The sequence below is a fragment of the Vibrio sp. 1288 genome (genome assembly GCF_033344475.1).
In genome coordinates this window covers 36,500-52,674 of sequence record NZ_JAWPOX010000033.1, presented here as the reverse complement: position 1 = coordinate 52,674, position 16,175 = coordinate 36,500, and the positions used below count along the sequence as shown (strand labels likewise).

The following is a 16,175-nucleotide window of genomic DNA, read 5'->3' as shown; positions in this document are numbered from 1 at the left end:
CTTTAAAATACAAAACGCCCGATGAAGTACATCGAGCGTTTTAGTTAAAAAGTGTCAACCCATATCAGGACGGGTCAGGTGCAGGAGTTACATCTGGCTTGGGAAAACAGAGTTGCTGTGTATGCTTACACTTCGGTCGCAACTACTCGGCCACTGAAGTATTCATTCGCGACGATGTATGCTGTGTTGCGGACTAGTTCGTCTTGGATCTCAGCCCAGTGCCTCTCGTTGAGCTCTTCTTTTGTATGATTTACCGAGGGAATAACGCCGCCCACTCGAATGTTGAATGGTGTGAGTTCTTTTGCCCAGCTGTGAGTAAAACCTGACACCAACGCCGCCATGCTTTCAACTCCCGTAAAGTCTTCATGGTTGTCATGAGAAATGACGTTAACAATGACGCCTTTCTTGTTTCTGGCTCGAAAGCGCTCTGCTCCTACTTGGCCGTAGGTATAAAGGAAGCGTGCCGCAGACGACAAGTGATCAATGTAAGTACTCATTGGTTCTGGCGCCATTAAGCCAGGCATAGGGGAGCTGGTCCAGCAATTAACAATCACATCTGGTGTCGCACGTAGCTGTGATTCTATCTGGTCAAACAATAAGTTAATGGACGTTGTGTTATCACTACACACATTCATAGCATACACTTTGTCAGTGAAAGCGCTGATTTGCTCATAGCTCGCTCTCAAAGCGCTAGAATTTTGGTCACAAAGAATCAACGTTGCTCCAAGGTGAGCAAAGTGATTTGCACAGGTTCTTCCTATAACCGAACCTGCAGACGTGACGAGAATAATTGATTCTTTGATATCCATAGCACCTTCACTGTATCCATATGTGAAAAACAATACACCAGTGGTTTGTGCTAATAGCATGGTTGAAATTCGTTGGGTTCAGTGTGAAAGGCTTCAAACTAACGCTTTCGAGTGAGGACTATTGTGCGGTAATTTGTAAGATGTCACATTTCTGACGTGTAGGTATTGCAAGCTATTGGATAAAAAGCGGATCTCTATGCTTTAGCTTGAATTTGATGCTGACGTTGAGCCGTCACTAGCTGATTATATAGCCCAGCATCTGGGATCAGTTGTTTGTTGCGTTCGCCCAATCTGCGTCGCTCATGACCAGATAGGTTGTGATAAACCTCCTCTGGTAGGTTGAATGTGTCTTCAGGCAGGTAAGTCAGCGCATCTGGTTTTAGGTAATGGCTCAGCTTTGCGGAAGGCAATCCTGCATCGTGAAACTGTTTCGCTTGTTCAGCTGCGAGTTCATAGCTGCTGCTATCAGAACGAAGAGCTTGAGGTTGCGATAAACCCAATTGTTGGCGAAGAATACTGTCACTGGTGATGACTTCCTGGACCTCTTCAACTGGGACCACATCGCGAACATCATTAGAGAACATAGACAGAATCAGCGAGAAATCCGCACGACGACCTTCGTGTACGGCATGGTTAATACCATTACCGAACTGAAGTTCGTTGATAATTGCAGCTTTGTCTAACGTATGAATTTGCATGATGTTCCTCGCTCGATGCTCTTTTAACGGCGTGAATAAGAAGAACTTTAGTAAAAGAGGGAATTATTTAAAGGTGCTAGGGAAGGCGAAACAAAAAAGCCCGCTAAATAGCGAGCTTTTGAATAAGACTAAATTGAACTTAGGGGGAAGTATATTACTTCGCTAGGTTCTCAGCTACGAAGTCCCAGTTTACTAGAGCCCAGAAGCCGTTCATGTAATCAGGACGTACGTTGCGGTAATCGATGTAGTACGCGTGTTCCCATAGGTCAACAGTTAGAAGTGGTGTTGTACCTTCTTCTGTTAGAGGAGTAGCAGCGTTAGAAGTGTTAACGATCTCTAGAGAGCCATCAGCTTTCTTAACAAGCCAAGTCCATGAAGAACCGAAGTTGTTGATTGCTGAATCAGTAAACTTCGCTTTGAATTCTTCAAAAGAACCGAATGCTGCGTTGATTGCGTCTGCAACTGCGCCAGTTGGCTCGCCGCCCGCATTTGGAGCAAGACAGTGCCAGTAGAACGTGTGGTTCCAGATTTGCGCTGCGTTGTTGAATACGCCACCAGTAGAAGTCTTGATGATCTCTTCTAGAGTTTTGCCTTCGAACTCAGTACCAGGGATAAGACCGTTAAGCTTAACAACGTAAGTGTTGTGGTGCTTACCGTAGTGGTAGTCTAGAGTCTCTGCTGAGATGTGTGGTTCTAGTGCGTCTTTCGCGTAAGGAAGAGCTGGTAGTTCAAATGCCATTACTCGATTCTCCATTGATTTGAAAGGATGACCTTTCGATTGCTTCTAGTGTTTTTTTATAGCTATGTCGCCTTTAAGGCTGACTTGCTAAGTATTTTAGCAAGTTTTTACTTTATTAAAACCCCGATATGAAAATATTTTAAGAGGTTAGCAGTGGTGAAGTGCTGCATTGCTCGCCAATGAGCAACCTAAAATTAAGCCTTATTAATTATATGGTTTTTATTCTGTCGTTATTGAGTAGAATGTGGCAAATAAATAAAGTTCAAACCCATGAATGAGGAAGCGATGGAAACTATCGACAAAATCAAACAGCAGATCTCTGAAAACTCAATCCTGCTGTACATGAAAGGATCACCGAAACTACCTAGCTGTGGTTTCTCTTCTCAAGCGTCACAGGCACTAATGGCATGTGGTGAGAAGTTCGCTTACGTAGACATTCTGCAAAACCCAGATATCCGTGCTGAGTTACCAAAGTACGCGCAATGGCCAACTTTCCCTCAACTATGGGTTGAAGGTGAGCTTATCGGCGGTTGTGACATTATTCTAGAAATGTTCCAAAAAGGTGAACTGCAGCCTCTAATCAAAGAAGCAGCAGCGCGCGCTGAAGATCAAGCTGAGTAATTCGTAAATACTCACATTTAGCGATAGAATACGAAGGAGCCGTACTGGCTCCTTTTTCTTTTTAGGTTAGTGGAATGAACATAAAGCTTTGTTCTAACTGCCTATCTCGTAAACCTCGCGAAGCCATGTTAATCCCGCCTAGTGTATACAAAAATTCCAGTATGAATTTTGATGTATATTGGCGTGTAATTACGATGTATGCTGCCATCTATTTCGTAAAGTCGTTTTCAAACATCATTGCTTACACGTCTTTGATAAGGGAGTTGCTACAAATGGTATTTGGTTAAGGAATTACACTAAAGGCAATTTAACTCCCCAGAATTTTTAGGCCAACTTATTTCGGCACAAAATGCACTCGAAGAGTAAGCCCCATCATAAATCAGCATTGGACGCTAAGAACCAAGTTTTGGGAGAATTATGACAGTTTACAAGATAATAGATAATTTAAGAGAATTTCAAACGGTCTGCTCTGGTCCCGATGAAATCGCTAGCCAGTTAGGTGACTTCGACTATTTTGAGAGGATCTTATTACAGGCTATTAAAAACCAATCTCTGCAAGATATTTGGAAGCCTGTGGAGGTAAAGTTTCAAGATGTATTTAAGTACAATTCTCTATTGCCTGATATTAGTTTATGGGCGCGAACATACCTTGTTTTATCTCCGAGGGCATATGAAATATTGAATGCTTATCTAAGTGAACACGGGGAGTTTTTACCTGCTAACTACCAAGGTGGGCAATGGTATTTATATGCATCACTGACTTTTGGACAGGAAAACAAGAGAAAGTGTGTAGAAAAAATCGCATATGGGAGCCGAGATGGGTTAGATACCCTTGTTTTTATTGACGATGATGTTAAAGACAAAATGGTTTTCAAGTCTCGGTTAGAAGGAGCGGGCACCTTGTACTGTACAGATAAGTTTAAGGCTTTGTGTGAACAAAATCAGCTCAATGGCATCATGTTTTCTTCTAATTTGACAGATCCATTTAATTAGTGATTTTTATTAATATGAAAATACTATTTCTCTGATTTTGAGGTTTGTAAGCACTGTAATGGTCGACGAGAAAATTAGCTTTCTCCTCTAAAACGCAGCTTTTTTAGGCCTGTTTCCTTCATGAAAAATGATTTGAAAAGTAACTTACCCATAGGTAGCACTTGGTAGTAAAACATGAGGAGTTGATAGATTAATGACGGTTTATAAAATTTTCGACTGTCACAATGAATATAAAATCGTGAGCACTACGCCTAGTTCTGTAGCTAGGCAGTTAGGTGACATGGATTTAATAGAAAAAATCTTTGTGCAGCCATTAGAAAACTTTTCTTTCAAAAGTATATGGGGTGAGGTAGATATTGAGTTTGAAGATGTTCTCAAGAAAGACTCATTACTTCCTGATATCAGTTTATGGTTACGGGTTTTCTTAGTGCTTTGCCCTAAAGCTTATGCATCTTTAAAAGAGCCATTGAGCAAAGTAGGCGAGTTCTTATCGATTCGCTATAAAGAAGAGGAATGGTACCTGTATACACCGTTGGAGTTTGGGCAAGAAGATGAAGATAAGTGCGTCCAAAAAATTGAATATGGCAGCTTAGCAGGTGTAGAGGTGTTAGTATTTAATGAAAGCGACGTTGCAGAAAAGGTTGTTTTCAAGTCAAAGATGCTAGGAGCGAGCTTTCTGTATTGTACTGAACATTTTAAGAGTTTGTGCGAACAAAATGAGCTAGGTGGGCTAGAGTTCTCAGCTGACAGACTTGTTTATCTAACCTAAGATCTACAATGAAACTTAACACGCCTCGTATAGACTGGCTTTAGAGCGAATTATTAAGATAAAGCAGTTTTTCAACTTATGAGACTGTATAATTACTCTGAGATTTTGAGATGATTTTAAAGGTTTAATTATTAAAGTGGATATAAAGCTTTACTACGTGCATGACCCAATGTGCAGTTGGTGTTGGGGTTACAAACCAACGCTGGATAAACTAAAACAGCAACTGCCAGGTGTGATTCAGTTTGAGTATGTGGTTGGTGGTCTTGCGCCAGATACTAATTTACCGATGCCGCCCGAGATGCAACAAAAACTCGAAGGTATTTGGAAGCAGATTGAGCGCCAGTTAGGCACTAAGTTTAACTACGATTTCTGGAAGCTTTGTACGCCAGTTAGAAGCACTTACCAATCTTGTCGTGCGGTTATTGCAGCGGGCTTTCAAGACTCTTATGAGCAGATGCTAGAAGCGATTCAGCATGCGTATTACTTACGTGCGATGCCTCCTCATGAAGAAGCCACTCACTTGCAACTAGCGAGAGAAATTGGCTTGAATGTTCAGCAATTCAAGAATGACATGGATGGCTCTTTCTTAGAAGGTGTGTTCGAAGATCAATTGAGCCTTGCAAAGAGCCTAGGTGTGAGCTCTTACCCTAGCTTGGTTCTTAAAATTAACGACGCTTATTTTCCGATTGCCATCGATTACCTGTCGACAGAACCAACCTTGAAGCTGATTCGTGAGCGTATTATTGACAATATGCCAGCGCAATAACCACAGTTATGAATAACAAAAAGCCGCTCATTGAGCGGCTTTTTCGTAACTAAATGTATATCCATCCAAACAATAGTATTAAAGCACCATTGCTGCAATCCAACCAAAGATGATTAGAGGGATATTGTAATGGATAAAGGTTGGAACGACTGTTTCCCAAATGTGCTCATGTTGACCGTCGGCATTTAGACCAGATGTAGGGCCTAATGTAGAGTCAGAAGCTGGAGAGCCTGCATCACCTAACGCCGCCGCAGTACCTACCAGTGCAATCGTTGCCATCGGCGAGAAGCCAAATGCTAGCGCAAGAGGCACATAGATAGTTGCAAGGATTGGAATCGTAGAGAACGATGAACCAATGCCCATTGTTACCAACAGACCAACGATCAGCATCAGTAGTGCAGCTAAAGGCTTATTGTCACCGATGCTGGTTGATAGCGATTGTACTAGTGTTTCAACACCGCCAGTTTGCTTCATTACTGCTGCAAAACCTGCTGCTGCAATCATGATGAAGCCAATCATTGCCATCATGTGTACACCTTTAGTGAACACGTCGTGCGTCTCTTTCCATGCAATAACGCCGCCGAAAGTAAACACCATAAAGCCAGCTAGAGCACCGATAATCATTGAACCCGTGTAAAGCTGAACACCCAATGCAGCGACAATACCAAGTGCCGCAACCAAGATGTGCTTTTTATTGATGACATGATCGGTTTCGTCAACGACAGTCAACTCAGTTTCTTTGTAGACACGCGGTTTACGATAGCTAACAAAGATAGCCAGTAATAGACCAAACAGCATACCTGCACCAGGCAGTAACATGGCGGTTGGGACTTGGCTTGCAACCACATTCTCCAAACCGTTGTCATGTAGGTTCTTTAACAGAATGTTGTTTAAGAAAATACCGCCGAAACCAACAGGCAAGATCATGTAAGGTGTGATCAAACCGAAGGTAAGAACACACGCGACCAAACGTCGATCGAGCTTAAGTTTCGCAAATACGCCCAAAAGAGGTGGAATCAAAATTGGAATAAAGGCGATATGGACCGGAATTACGTTCTGAGACGACATCGTAACAAGCACTAATGCCACCAACACGGCGTACTTTAAGCCAGTAGTGGAGGCGGAGTTTTCTTTGCCATTTAAGCGCTTGATAACACTTTTGGCCAGTAGATCCGTGATGCCTGATTTCGAGATGGCAACAGCGAAAGTACCTAACATGGCGTAGCTTAGCGCGATAGTTGCACCGCCACCTAGACCACTTTCAAATGCGGCAACCGTATCCCCAAGGCTCATGCCTGCGACTAGGCCGCCTACGATGGCACTAAACGTGAGGGCAACCACCACGTTTACGCGCATCAATGCTAACACGAGCATGACGCACACTGATATAACGACAGGATTCATACTTTTCCTAATATGTTGTGTTTACTTATTATTCTTCGTCGACAAGCGGCCAACCGCCGAGGGCCTTCCATTTGTTGACAATACCGCAGAATAATTCTGCTGTTTTTTGTGTATCGTAAAGCGCAGAGTGTGCTTCACGGTTATCAAATTCCATCCCGGCTGTTTTGCAAGCTTTAGCGAGAACTGTTTGGCCATAAGCAAGGCCACTTAATGTAGCCGTATCAAAAGTAGCAAAGGGATGAAAAGGGACTCTTTTTAGTTTACAGCGTTCATTTGCTGCATTTACAAAACCCAAGTCGAATGCTGCGTTATGAGCAACCATAATTGCACGTGAGCAATCTGCGGCTTTTTGTTCTTTGCGAATAAGCTTATAAATTTCCTTTAGCGCCTCTTGCTCAGAAACAGCACCACGAAGAGGGCTGAAAGGGTCACGAATACCATTGAATTCAAGCGCTTCTTTTTCTAAGTTAGCGCCTTCAAATGGTTCCACATGAAAATGAATGGTGGAGGCCGGATGCAACACGCCATGTTCGTCCATTTTCAACGTAACGGCACAGATTTCTAAAAGTGCATCAGTTTGAGCATTGAAACCAGCGGTCTCAACGTCTACTACCACAGGGAAATAACCACGAAAGCGTTTTTTCAAGGTTAGAGCTTCATTTTCTAGTGTCATGTTGGCTTATTTTTGTGTGACGAAGGCTGCATTATTGCAGATTATACCGATGAGAAAAACCGCAATTTAAGAGAAAACCGGAATTCTATTTTGCATCCAATCAATAAGTTTGTATTGCATATTATGTAGACGTTTATTCGCCATACTTTGCATCATGTAAACCGATAAAACATGAGGAAGTAAAACGCTAAGTGGCGGTTAAGGTGATTGGAACACGGTGGCTCACATTAATGGCAGTGTGACATATAACCCTATATTGGCGAGATTTTTGCATGCCGGTTGAAGTGGTTTTATTGATGCAAATTGACGGCAACAGACTGCCGTTTAAGAGACAGTATTAGATGAAGAAATGGCTGATTACCAGTGGTGTTGTATTTTCGTTGTTTAGCACAAGCAGCTTCGCTTTGATGGGCAAACGTTATGCTGCAACTCCACAGCAATCTCAATGGGAAATGGTGGTCAATACACCATTAGAATGTCAGCTTGTACACCCCATTCCAAGCTTTGGAGATGCGGTATTTTCATCTCGTGCGAACAAAAAAATCAATTTAGACTTTGAGTTAAAAATGCGTCGCCCGATGGGAGAAACACGTAACGTCAGTCTCATTTCTATGCCGCCACCTTGGCGACCAGGTGAACACGCCGATCGAATTACAAACCTAAAGTTTTTTAAACAGTTTGATGGTTATGTCGGAGGGCAAACAGCATGGGGCATTTTGTCTGAGCTGGAAAAAGGCCGTTATCCGACTTTTAGTTACCAAGATTGGCAGAGCCGAGATCAGAGAATTGAAGTCGCATTGTCATCAGTACTATTTCAAAACAAGTACAACGCGTTTAGCGACTGTATTTCCAACTTATTGAAATACAGTTTTGAGGACATTGCTTTTACGATTTTGCACTACGAAAGACAAGGTGATCAGTTAACCAAGGCCTCTAAAAAGCGTTTATCACAAATTGCAGATTATATCCGACATAATCAAGATATCGATCTCGTGCTGGTGGCGACTTACACAGATTCAACCGATGGTAAAAGTGCGAGTCAAAGTTTATCAGAGCGACGTGCAGAGTCACTTCGTGACTATTTTCAGTCTCTAGGGCTACCGGAAGATCGAATTCAAGTGCAAGGGTACGGCAAGCGTCGTCCTATTGCAGATAACGGTTCGCCAATAGGAAAAGACAAAAACCGCCGAGTCGTGATATCTCTAGGGCGAACCCAAGTGTGATGCATATAAAAACGCCGAAGCTGAAAGCTTCGGCATTTTTGATTTACTGACGTTGTTAATAATATTTTAGTGGTATTTTGCCAAGCACGTTTCGGTGATTCCTGCTGTATAATTTGAATGTTAGTTTAAGCGGAATTTGGCAATGACTTCGCAATTGGTTGCGGTATCTATTTTTTCAACCTGTTTGGCAATAGCTGGATTAGGGTGACGCTTCATAAAGTCTATCAACGCCTTAGTACAGCATCCTATCGAGTCGATAAAGCTTGCACACTCTTTATTTGGGCATTGTGGGATAAGTGTTAAGACTTTCTCAGAGGCCAGTTGAAGGTATTTGAGTTCATAGTCAGTATCTCCGGCCCAACGCCAGAACTGAGCTAAGTTATGACAAGAAATCACAGAAATTAATAATCGCTCGTCCGCCTCAATTTCCACACATTCGCTAATATCTTCACTCAGGCTTAGGGCTTGCTGGTAATGAAGAATGCTGCGAACAGGGTCATCTAGTTGAAGTGCCGTATCGGCTAGAAGTGTGTGTTTTTCCCATTCACTGATCATTATCGTAATCCCGCATATCGAAGTTGCGGATAAATCTAAACGATAACCATTATCAAGTAAAGAGTTTTGTTTATAAAAGGACAGGCAGATCGCAGACCTGCCTGTAATCGGAGTTCAACTTGCAGTACAAGTGATTATTAGAAGTGCCGCTTAGCCTTCAAGACCTGCTGAAGCTTGCTTATTTTGAATAAGCTCAATCATATAACCATCTGGGTCTTTTACGAATGCAATGTGCGTGCTTCCGCCTTTTACTGGACCTGGCTCACGCGTCACATTACCGCCCGCCGCTTTGATAGCGTCGCAAGTTGCGTAGATATCATCAACACCAATGGCGATATGACCAAAAGCGGTACCTAAGTCATACTCAGTTTTACCCCAGTTGTAAGTCAGTTCGATCACTGCACCTTGGGATTCGTCACCATAACCAAGAAACGCTAGCGTGTATTCGTACTCTTTATTTTCGTTAGTACGAAGCAGCTGCATGCCCATAACTTCAGTGTAAAACTTGATGGATTTGTCTAGATCACCTACGCGAAGCATAGTGTGGAGAATTCGACCGTTTGACATTTTTTGCTCCTAGCTTTGATTTACAAATAGCGTTAGCTATCTGGGTATACTTTCTCTTTATATTCGCACAAATCTTCGATAATGCAGCTACCGCAGCGAGGCTTTCTTGCTACGCACGTATAACGACCATGAAGAATGAGCCAGTGGTGCACATCGAGTTTGAACTCTTTTGGCACAACTTTTAATAGCTTCTGCTCGACATCATCAACCGTTTTTCCCATCGCAAATTTAGTGCGATTCGACACGCGATAAATGTGCGTATCGACGGCAATAGTTGGCCAACCAAAAGCGGTGTTGAGCACGACGTTTGCGGTCTTGCGACCTACGCCTGGCAGCGCTTCTAACGCTGCACGATCTTCAGGAACTTCACCATTGTGTTTTTCCAACAAGATCTTACAAGTCTTGATTGTGTTTTCTGCCTTTGAGTTAAACAAACCGATGGTCTTTATGTATTCTTTTAAGCCATCGACTCCCAAATCAAGAATGCTTTGAGGTGTATTCGCTACAGGGAAAAGCTTGTCGGTGGCTTTATTGACGCTTACATCGGTTGCTTGAGCTGATAGTAATACAGCGATTAGCAGCTCAAAAGGGGAGCTCCAGTTAAGCTCAGTTTGAGGATTCGGATTGTTTTCTCGTAATCGCTCAAGAATTTCGATTCTTTTTATTTTGTTCATTGCTGACTTCCAATACCGTCTCTGCGGTTTATGAAAAAGGCTCCTATGACAGAGCCTTATCTTGTTATGCGTTAGTGACGCGAGCACGTTCTATGGTTGGTTTTTCTTCTTTTGGTTGACGTGCCTGAATTGAATTATCTATGACATTTTTGAGCGCTATCAACAGCCCAACACCGATAAATGCACCAGGTGGGAGAAGCGCTAACAGGAAGCTATTGTCAAATTGGAAAACTTGAATCCGTAGAGCTGAAGCCCAGTCTCCTAGGAGAAGGTCTGCTCCGTAGAATAGTGTGCCATTACCAATTAATTCGCGCATGGCACCTAAAACAACCAAGACGCTCGTCATACCAAGGCCCATCCACAAACCATCTAGCGCAGCGGGTGCAACATCATTTTTTGACGCGTAAGCTTCTGCTCGGCCAATAATAATGCAGTTCGTTACAATCAGAGGAATAAAGATACCTAGAGACAGGTACAAACCGTACGCATAGGCATTCATTAACAACTGAACGCAGGTAACGAGTGAGGCAATGATCATAACGAATACAGGTATACGGATCTCTTTTGGCACATAGTTACGGATAAGAGAAACTGTTACGTTGGATCCAACTAGCACGAGTAAGGTTGCAATACCAAGACCTAATGCATTGGTTATCGTGGAAGAAACCGCTAGCAGTGGACATAAGCCCAGCAGTTGTACGAGAGCGGGGTTATTACTCCACATACCGTTTTTCATCAGTAATTTATTCTCATTCATTACTGCTCTCCTTCACAGCCTAACGGCTGGCTAAGAATGTCTTCACGAGATTGGTTTACGTAGTTAACGGTATTTCGCACCACTTTTACGACGGCTCTTGGCGTGATCGTTGCACCAGTAAATTGATCGAAATCGCCGCCATCTTTACGAACTTTCCACGAATTCCAATTGTTTTCCGTGACTTGCTTTCCTGTAAAGCTCAGGATCCAGTCGGTGACACGAAGATCGATTTTATCGCCCAGACCAGGGGTTTCTTGGTGGTTTAGGACGCGTGTCCCCAAAATATTGCCCTGATTATCAATCCCAGTAATCACTTTTATCTCACCATTGTAGCCATCTGGCGCGATAGATTCTATTGCGATTGCTGTTGGTTCACCATTCTTCGTGGCGAGGTAGGCTGGCATCGCACGTAATGTCCCCAGATCTGGAGACGTGACCATTGTACAAGCTTGCGTGAGTGCGTTGTCATGCATGTTTTCTGGAATGACTTGATTCAAAACAGAAAGTAATTGTTTTTGCTCTTGTACCTTGATTTGGTCTTTTGTTAGGTACTGAGTAAGGGCGACTAATCCGGTTGTTGCACATGCAAATATCGCGAGTGTCAGACCATTTTTTCTAATAGCGGTTAACATGTTTACCTCAGTGACCGTAAGTTCTAGGTTTGGTGTAGTAATCGATCAGTGGCACACACATATTTGCAAGCAACACTGCAAATGCAACACCATCTGGGAAACCGCCCCAACTGCGAATGATAAAAACCAAAGCACCAATAAGCGCACCGAAGATTAAACGTCCTTTGACGGTGGTAGACGCCGAAACGGGATCGGTTGCAATAAAGAATGCGCCAAGCATGGTTGCACCAGATAACAAGTGTAAAATTGGCGACGCAGTTTCCCCTGGCGTCAGCAACGTGAACACTAGGCTAAACAGAGTCAGACTCGCAAGGAAACCTGCTGGAATATACCATTGGATGATACGCTTTTTGATCATGACTATGCCGCCAAGAAGGTAAGCAAGGTTTACCCATTGCCAACCAATACCACCTAAGCCATCAAATATTGGCTGCGACATTACTTCGCTTGGAGTGGCACCTGTAAGAATGCCAGTCTTAAATGCATCAAGTGGTGTCGCCATTGTCACGCCGTCAACACCTGAGCGAACTTGCTGAAGTGATAAGCCGTCGTAATCATAGCCCGTAAAAATTAAAGAGAGTGTATCTGCAAAATTTACATGATCAGGTATGAGTGATGTCGGTGCACTCCAACTCGTCATTTGTACTGGGAAAGAGATCAACAAGACCACATAAGCGACCATTGCAGGGTTGAATAAGTTTTGTCCAAGGCCACCATAGAGGTGTTTAGCGATTACTATCGCAAAAATAAGCCCGATCACCATAATCCACCACGGAGACCATGGTGGTATAGCAACGGCTAACAACCAAGCGGTAACTATTGCACTGTTATCACGTAGCGCTCTCATTGGTGAGCGTTTACGACAGATCATGACTAAGGCTTCAAGGGATACAGCGACTGCAATGGCAAAAATCAGCTGAATCAGCGTACCCCAGCCAAAGAAGTAGGTTTGAGCTACTAAACCTGGAAGTGCGCAAAGTGCCACCCATTTCATTAAGTCTGGCGTATTACGACGACTGTGGGTATGCGGTGAACTGGCAATAAAAAACGACACTACTCGTTCTCCTCAGTATTATTTTTATTAGCTTCTTGTTGCGCTTTGCGTGCCTTCGCGCGCGCAATTGCTGCGGCAACCGCGGCTTTCTTCGGATCCACTTCTGGTTCTTCGGAGGTTGCTTCTTCAACAGGCTCTGTTTGCGTTTCTTGCTTCGCTTTGCGCGCTTTGGCTCGAGCGATGGCAGCTGCCACGGCGGCTTTTTTCGGATCTTCGGTTTGCTCGGCAGGTGCTTCAGCTTCTTCCGCTTCAGCTGAGTCTGCTTGCTTCGCTTTGCGCGCTTTGGCACGTGCAATGGCAGCGGCAACTGCGGCTTTTTTCGGATCGTCGGTTTGCTCGGCAGGTGCGTCAGCTTCTTCCGCTTCAGTTGAGTCTGCTTGCTTCGCTTTTCGCGCTTTGGCACGTGCAATCGCAGCAGCCACGGCGGCTTTTTTCGGATCGTCGGTTTGCTCAGTAGGTGCTTCAGCTTCTTCCGCTTCAGTTGAGTCTGCTTGCTTCGCTTTACGTGCTTTGGCACGTGCAATCGCAGCAGCCACGGCGGCTTTTTTCGGATCTTCGGTTTGCTCGGCAGGTGCGTCAGCTTCTTCCGCTTCGGTTGAGTCTGCTTGCTTAGCTTTGCGCGCTTTGGCTCGAGCAATTGCAGCGGCAACTGCGGCTTTTTTCGGATCGTCGGTTTGCTCAGCAGGTGCGTCAGCTTCTTCCGCTTCAGTTGAGTCTGCTTGCTTCGCTTTACGTGCTTTGGCACGTGCAATGGCAGCAGCAACCGCGGCTTTCTTCGGATCGCTGTCTTGCTGTGCAGACGTTTCCGATTCTACAGATTCAGTTGAATCTTCTTGTTGTGCTTTTTTCGCTTTAGCTCGGGCGATGGCGGCCGCAACTGCCGACTTTTTATCATCAGCGTTATTGTCTGGCGTTTCGCCTTGTTCTTTTTGCGCTTTCCGTTCGCGAGCAAGACGTTTGCGCTCTTCGCGCAGTTTTGCCATTTCTGAGTTATCAGGTTCACTAGAGCCTGCTTTAGCTGCTGCCGCTTGTTTCGCCTTCGCTTTGGCAATGGCTGCCGCTACGGCTGGTTTTACTGCTGGCTCTGTTTTTTCTGTGGTTTCTGTCTTTTGAGCTTTCACTCGTGCGATTGCTGCTGCTATCGCATCATCGCCGCCAGAAGACTTCATCTCTTTACGGCGCTGATCGGCAGCTTTCTTGAAGCGATTTTCACGTTCTGCTTTTTCGCGTTCCATACGCGCTTTTTTCTCTTCAAAACGCAGTTTTGCTCGCTCTGCAGCTTCCGCTTCTTGTGTTCTAGTTCTAATTTCTGCTTTCGCTTGGCGGTAGTACTGTACGAGCGGAATTTCACTTGGACATACAAACGCACAAGCGCCGCACTCGATACAATCCTTTAAGTTTAATTCTTCGAGTTTGTCATACTCTTCAGCTTTTGCATGCCATTGCAGTTGTTGAGGCAGCAGCGAAGCAGGGCACGCTTCTGCACATTGGCTACAGCGAATACATTCCATCTCATACTGGTGCGGAGAGATCTCACGACGAGTCGGAGCAAGGATACAGTTTGCTGTCTTGGTAATCGGCACTTGGGAGTGAGGAAGGGTAAAGCCCATCATTGGCCCACCCATAATTAAACGCTGTAACTTCTTATCTGCTTTATAGCCAAACTCATCCAACAGTGCTTGTACTGGTGTCCCTAATAATGCCCAAACGTTGCGTGGTTGTTTGAAGGTTTTACCAGTGAGAGTCACGATGCGTTTTATCATCGGCTCACCGTCGATGACTGCGCGTTTTATAGCGTAAAGAGAACCAACATTCTGAACCAAAATACCAATATCGGCTGGAATCGCGCCACTTGGCACTTCTTTATTGGTTAAAATTTTGATCAGCTGTTTTTCACCGCCAGAAGGGTATTTAGTTGGGATAACGCGAATAACGATATCTTTGTTTATAGCCGCAGCTTCTAGCGCTTTGATTGCTTCTGGTTTGTTGTCTTCAATGCCAATAATCGTGAGCTTTGGTGTCAGGATATGTTCGACAATTTCGATACCTTGAATAAGCTCTTCGGCATGTTCTTGCATGAGCTTGTCATCAGACGTGATGTATGGCTCGCACTCTGCTGCATTAACGATAAGAATCTCGGTACGAGCAAAACCTGATTGGATTTTTTTTGCAGTAGGGAAGCCTGCGCCACCCATACCAGAAATACCAGCGAGACGAATAATATCAATCAGTGCGTCAGGGGTTTCTTGTTGGTAATCTGCGACGGGGTTTCTTTCACACCATGCATCTTTCCCATCAGGCGTGATGACTGCGCACAACTCACTTAACCCAGAAGGGTGCGCGACAGTTCGTGGCTCAATCGCGGTGAGCGTACCTGATGTTGGAGCATGCACTGGAACCGTAAAGCCGGTCTCCGATTGCGTTAATGGCTGACCTTTTAATACGTAGTCACCTTCGGCAACCAGTAGGTTACCCGCTTTACCAATGTGCTGTTTTAGCGGCAATACAATTTCTGACGGGATAGCCGCATGAGCGAGTTCAGTTTTGTTGGACTGCTTTTTATTTTCTGCCGGATGCACACCACCTGGGAAATCCCAAAGCGCGCCTGTACGAATTTGTTCAATCAAAGACAACATGTGAAACCTTACTTAATTGAATCTTTCACGTTCGCTGCATTGTCGGCAGCATCCGTAATGTTAAGTACCGGAATGGAGTGAAGTTGCCACTTCCAGCTTTCTGTGGTCGTTGCCACAGGAATCATTTCAATACAATCAGTCGGACATGGGGCAACACACAAGTCACAGCCCGTACATTCGTCTTTGATTACGGTATGGACCGCCTTTGTTCCGCCTACAATTGCATCCACCGGACACGCCTGAATACACTTAGTGCAGCCAATACACATGTCTTCATGAATAAACGCAACGGTTGGAATTTTGCTGTCGAGATCGTGCGCAGATTCTTCTGGCTCAACACCCATTAAGTCGGCGAGCTTTTCGATTGTTGCCTGACCACCAGGTGGACATTTGTTTATGTGGTCGCCATTTGCAATTGCTTCAGCATAAGGGCGGCAACCAGGGTAGCCACATTGACCGCATTGAGTTTGCGGTAAAATGGCGTCGATTTGATCCACAATAGGGTCCGCTTCAACTTTAAAGCGAATAGAAGCAAAACCAAGTATCGCGCCGAAAATCGCAGCCAGAACCGCTAACGCGATAATCGCAATTAAAATCGTACTCAT

At 44.4% G+C, this 16,175-nt stretch carries 18 protein-coding genes; 5 read left to right on the top strand and 13 right to left on the bottom strand.

Annotated features, from left to right (window positions below):
* Positions 1-125: 125 nt before the first annotated feature.
* The 3 genes from R8O11_RS20025 to sodB all read right to left on the bottom strand — a co-directional run bounded on the left by R8O11_RS20025 (position 126) and on the right by sodB (position 2,246).
* Positions 126-869, bottom strand: coding sequence for an SDR family oxidoreductase (locus tag R8O11_RS20025; RefSeq protein ID WP_005380732.1), 744 nt, complete (start codon positions 867-869; stop codon positions 126-128).
* A 134-nt stretch (positions 870-1,003) separates the two neighbouring features.
* Positions 1,004-1,507, bottom strand: coding sequence for a VC2046/SO_2500 family protein (locus tag R8O11_RS20020; RefSeq protein WP_033907342.1), 504 nt, complete (start codon positions 1,505-1,507; stop codon positions 1,004-1,006).
* A gap of 154 nt (positions 1,508-1,661) precedes the next feature.
* Positions 1,662-2,246, bottom strand: a complete 585-nt coding sequence (gene sodB / locus R8O11_RS20015; protein ID WP_318194389.1) for a superoxide dismutase [Fe] — start codon at positions 2,244-2,246, stop codon at positions 1,662-1,664.
* 285 nt (positions 2,247-2,531) lie between these two features.
* Here sodB and R8O11_RS20010 point away from each other — a divergent pair, with 285 nt between their 5' ends.
* From R8O11_RS20010 to R8O11_RS19995, 4 genes are all read left to right on the top strand, one after another.
* Positions 2,532-2,867, top strand: coding sequence for a Grx4 family monothiol glutaredoxin (locus R8O11_RS20010; RefSeq protein WP_017635833.1), 336 nt, complete (start codon positions 2,532-2,534; stop codon positions 2,865-2,867).
* A gap of 417 nt (positions 2,868-3,284) precedes the next feature.
* Positions 3,285-3,860 carry a hypothetical protein gene (locus tag R8O11_RS20005; RefSeq protein WP_033907341.1) on the top strand — a complete coding sequence of 192 codons (576 nt, stop codon included), beginning with the start codon at positions 3,285-3,287 and terminating at the stop codon, positions 3,858-3,860.
* A 193-nt stretch (positions 3,861-4,053) separates the two neighbouring features.
* The gene (locus tag R8O11_RS20000) at positions 4,054-4,629 is read left to right on the top strand and encodes a hypothetical protein (protein ID WP_017821150.1); all 576 of its coding nucleotides are present in this window, start codon (positions 4,054-4,056) and stop codon (positions 4,627-4,629) included.
* A 136-nt stretch (positions 4,630-4,765) separates the two neighbouring features.
* Positions 4,766-5,395: a DsbA family protein gene (locus tag R8O11_RS19995; protein WP_017821191.1), complete on the top strand. Its 630-nt coding sequence runs from the start codon at positions 4,766-4,768 to the stop codon at positions 5,393-5,395.
* A gap of 78 nt (positions 5,396-5,473) precedes the next feature.
* Here R8O11_RS19995 and R8O11_RS19990 read toward each other — a convergent pair whose 3' ends face one another.
* Entirely contained in the window at positions 5,474-6,799 is a 1,326-nt protein-coding gene (locus R8O11_RS19990; RefSeq protein WP_017821192.1) for a Na+/H+ antiporter family protein, read from the bottom strand.
* Positions 6,800-6,827: 28 nt separating this feature from the next.
* Positions 6,828-7,472, bottom strand: a complete 645-nt coding sequence (gene rnt, locus R8O11_RS19985) for a ribonuclease T (protein WP_005384888.1) — start codon at positions 7,470-7,472, stop codon at positions 6,828-6,830.
* Positions 7,473-7,813: 341 nt separating this feature from the next.
* Between rnt and motY the strand changes: the two genes are divergently transcribed.
* Positions 7,814-8,695 (top strand): flagellar protein MotY, encoded by an 882-nt coding sequence (motY, locus tag R8O11_RS19980; protein ID WP_005384887.1) that lies wholly within the window; start codon positions 7,814-7,816, stop codon positions 8,693-8,695.
* 120 nt (positions 8,696-8,815) lie between these two features.
* Here the strand turns inward: motY and R8O11_RS19975 are convergent, their stop codons facing one another.
* From R8O11_RS19975 to rsxB, 8 genes are all read right to left on the bottom strand, one after another.
* Entirely contained in the window at positions 8,816-9,250 is a 435-nt protein-coding gene (locus tag R8O11_RS19975; RefSeq protein ID WP_005384886.1) for a DUF2753 domain-containing protein, read from the bottom strand.
* A gap of 150 nt (positions 9,251-9,400) precedes the next feature.
* Entirely contained in the window at positions 9,401-9,817 is a 417-nt protein-coding gene (gloA, locus tag R8O11_RS19970; protein WP_031780931.1) for a lactoylglutathione lyase, read from the bottom strand.
* 32 nt (positions 9,818-9,849) lie between these two features.
* On the bottom strand, positions 9,850-10,491 hold the full coding sequence (gene nth, locus R8O11_RS19965) for an endonuclease III (RefSeq protein WP_005380743.1): 642 nt from the start codon (positions 10,489-10,491) through the stop codon (positions 9,850-9,852).
* 64 nt (positions 10,492-10,555) lie between these two features.
* Positions 10,556-11,248: an electron transport complex subunit E gene (locus R8O11_RS19960; protein ID WP_318194388.1), complete on the bottom strand. Its 693-nt coding sequence runs from the start codon at positions 11,246-11,248 to the stop codon at positions 10,556-10,558.
* Complete coding sequence (rsxG, locus tag R8O11_RS19955) at positions 11,248-11,880, bottom strand: electron transport complex subunit RsxG (protein ID WP_005380747.1); 633 nt, start codon at positions 11,878-11,880, stop codon at positions 11,248-11,250. Before rsxG ends, R8O11_RS19960 begins: the two co-directional genes overlap by 1 nt.
* Positions 11,881-11,887: 7 nt before the next feature.
* Complete coding sequence (gene rsxD, locus R8O11_RS19950) at positions 11,888-12,934, bottom strand: electron transport complex subunit RsxD (RefSeq protein ID WP_033907336.1); 1,047 nt, start codon at positions 12,932-12,934, stop codon at positions 11,888-11,890.
* Entirely contained in the window at positions 12,934-15,570 is a 2,637-nt protein-coding gene (gene rsxC, locus R8O11_RS19945; RefSeq protein ID WP_318194387.1) for an electron transport complex subunit RsxC, read from the bottom strand. The genes rsxD and rsxC overlap by 1 nt, the downstream gene beginning before the upstream one ends.
* Positions 15,571-15,578: 8 nt before the next feature.
* On the bottom strand, positions 15,579-16,175 hold the full coding sequence (gene rsxB / locus R8O11_RS19940; protein ID WP_005380760.1) for an electron transport complex subunit RsxB: 597 nt from the start codon (positions 16,173-16,175) through the stop codon (positions 15,579-15,581).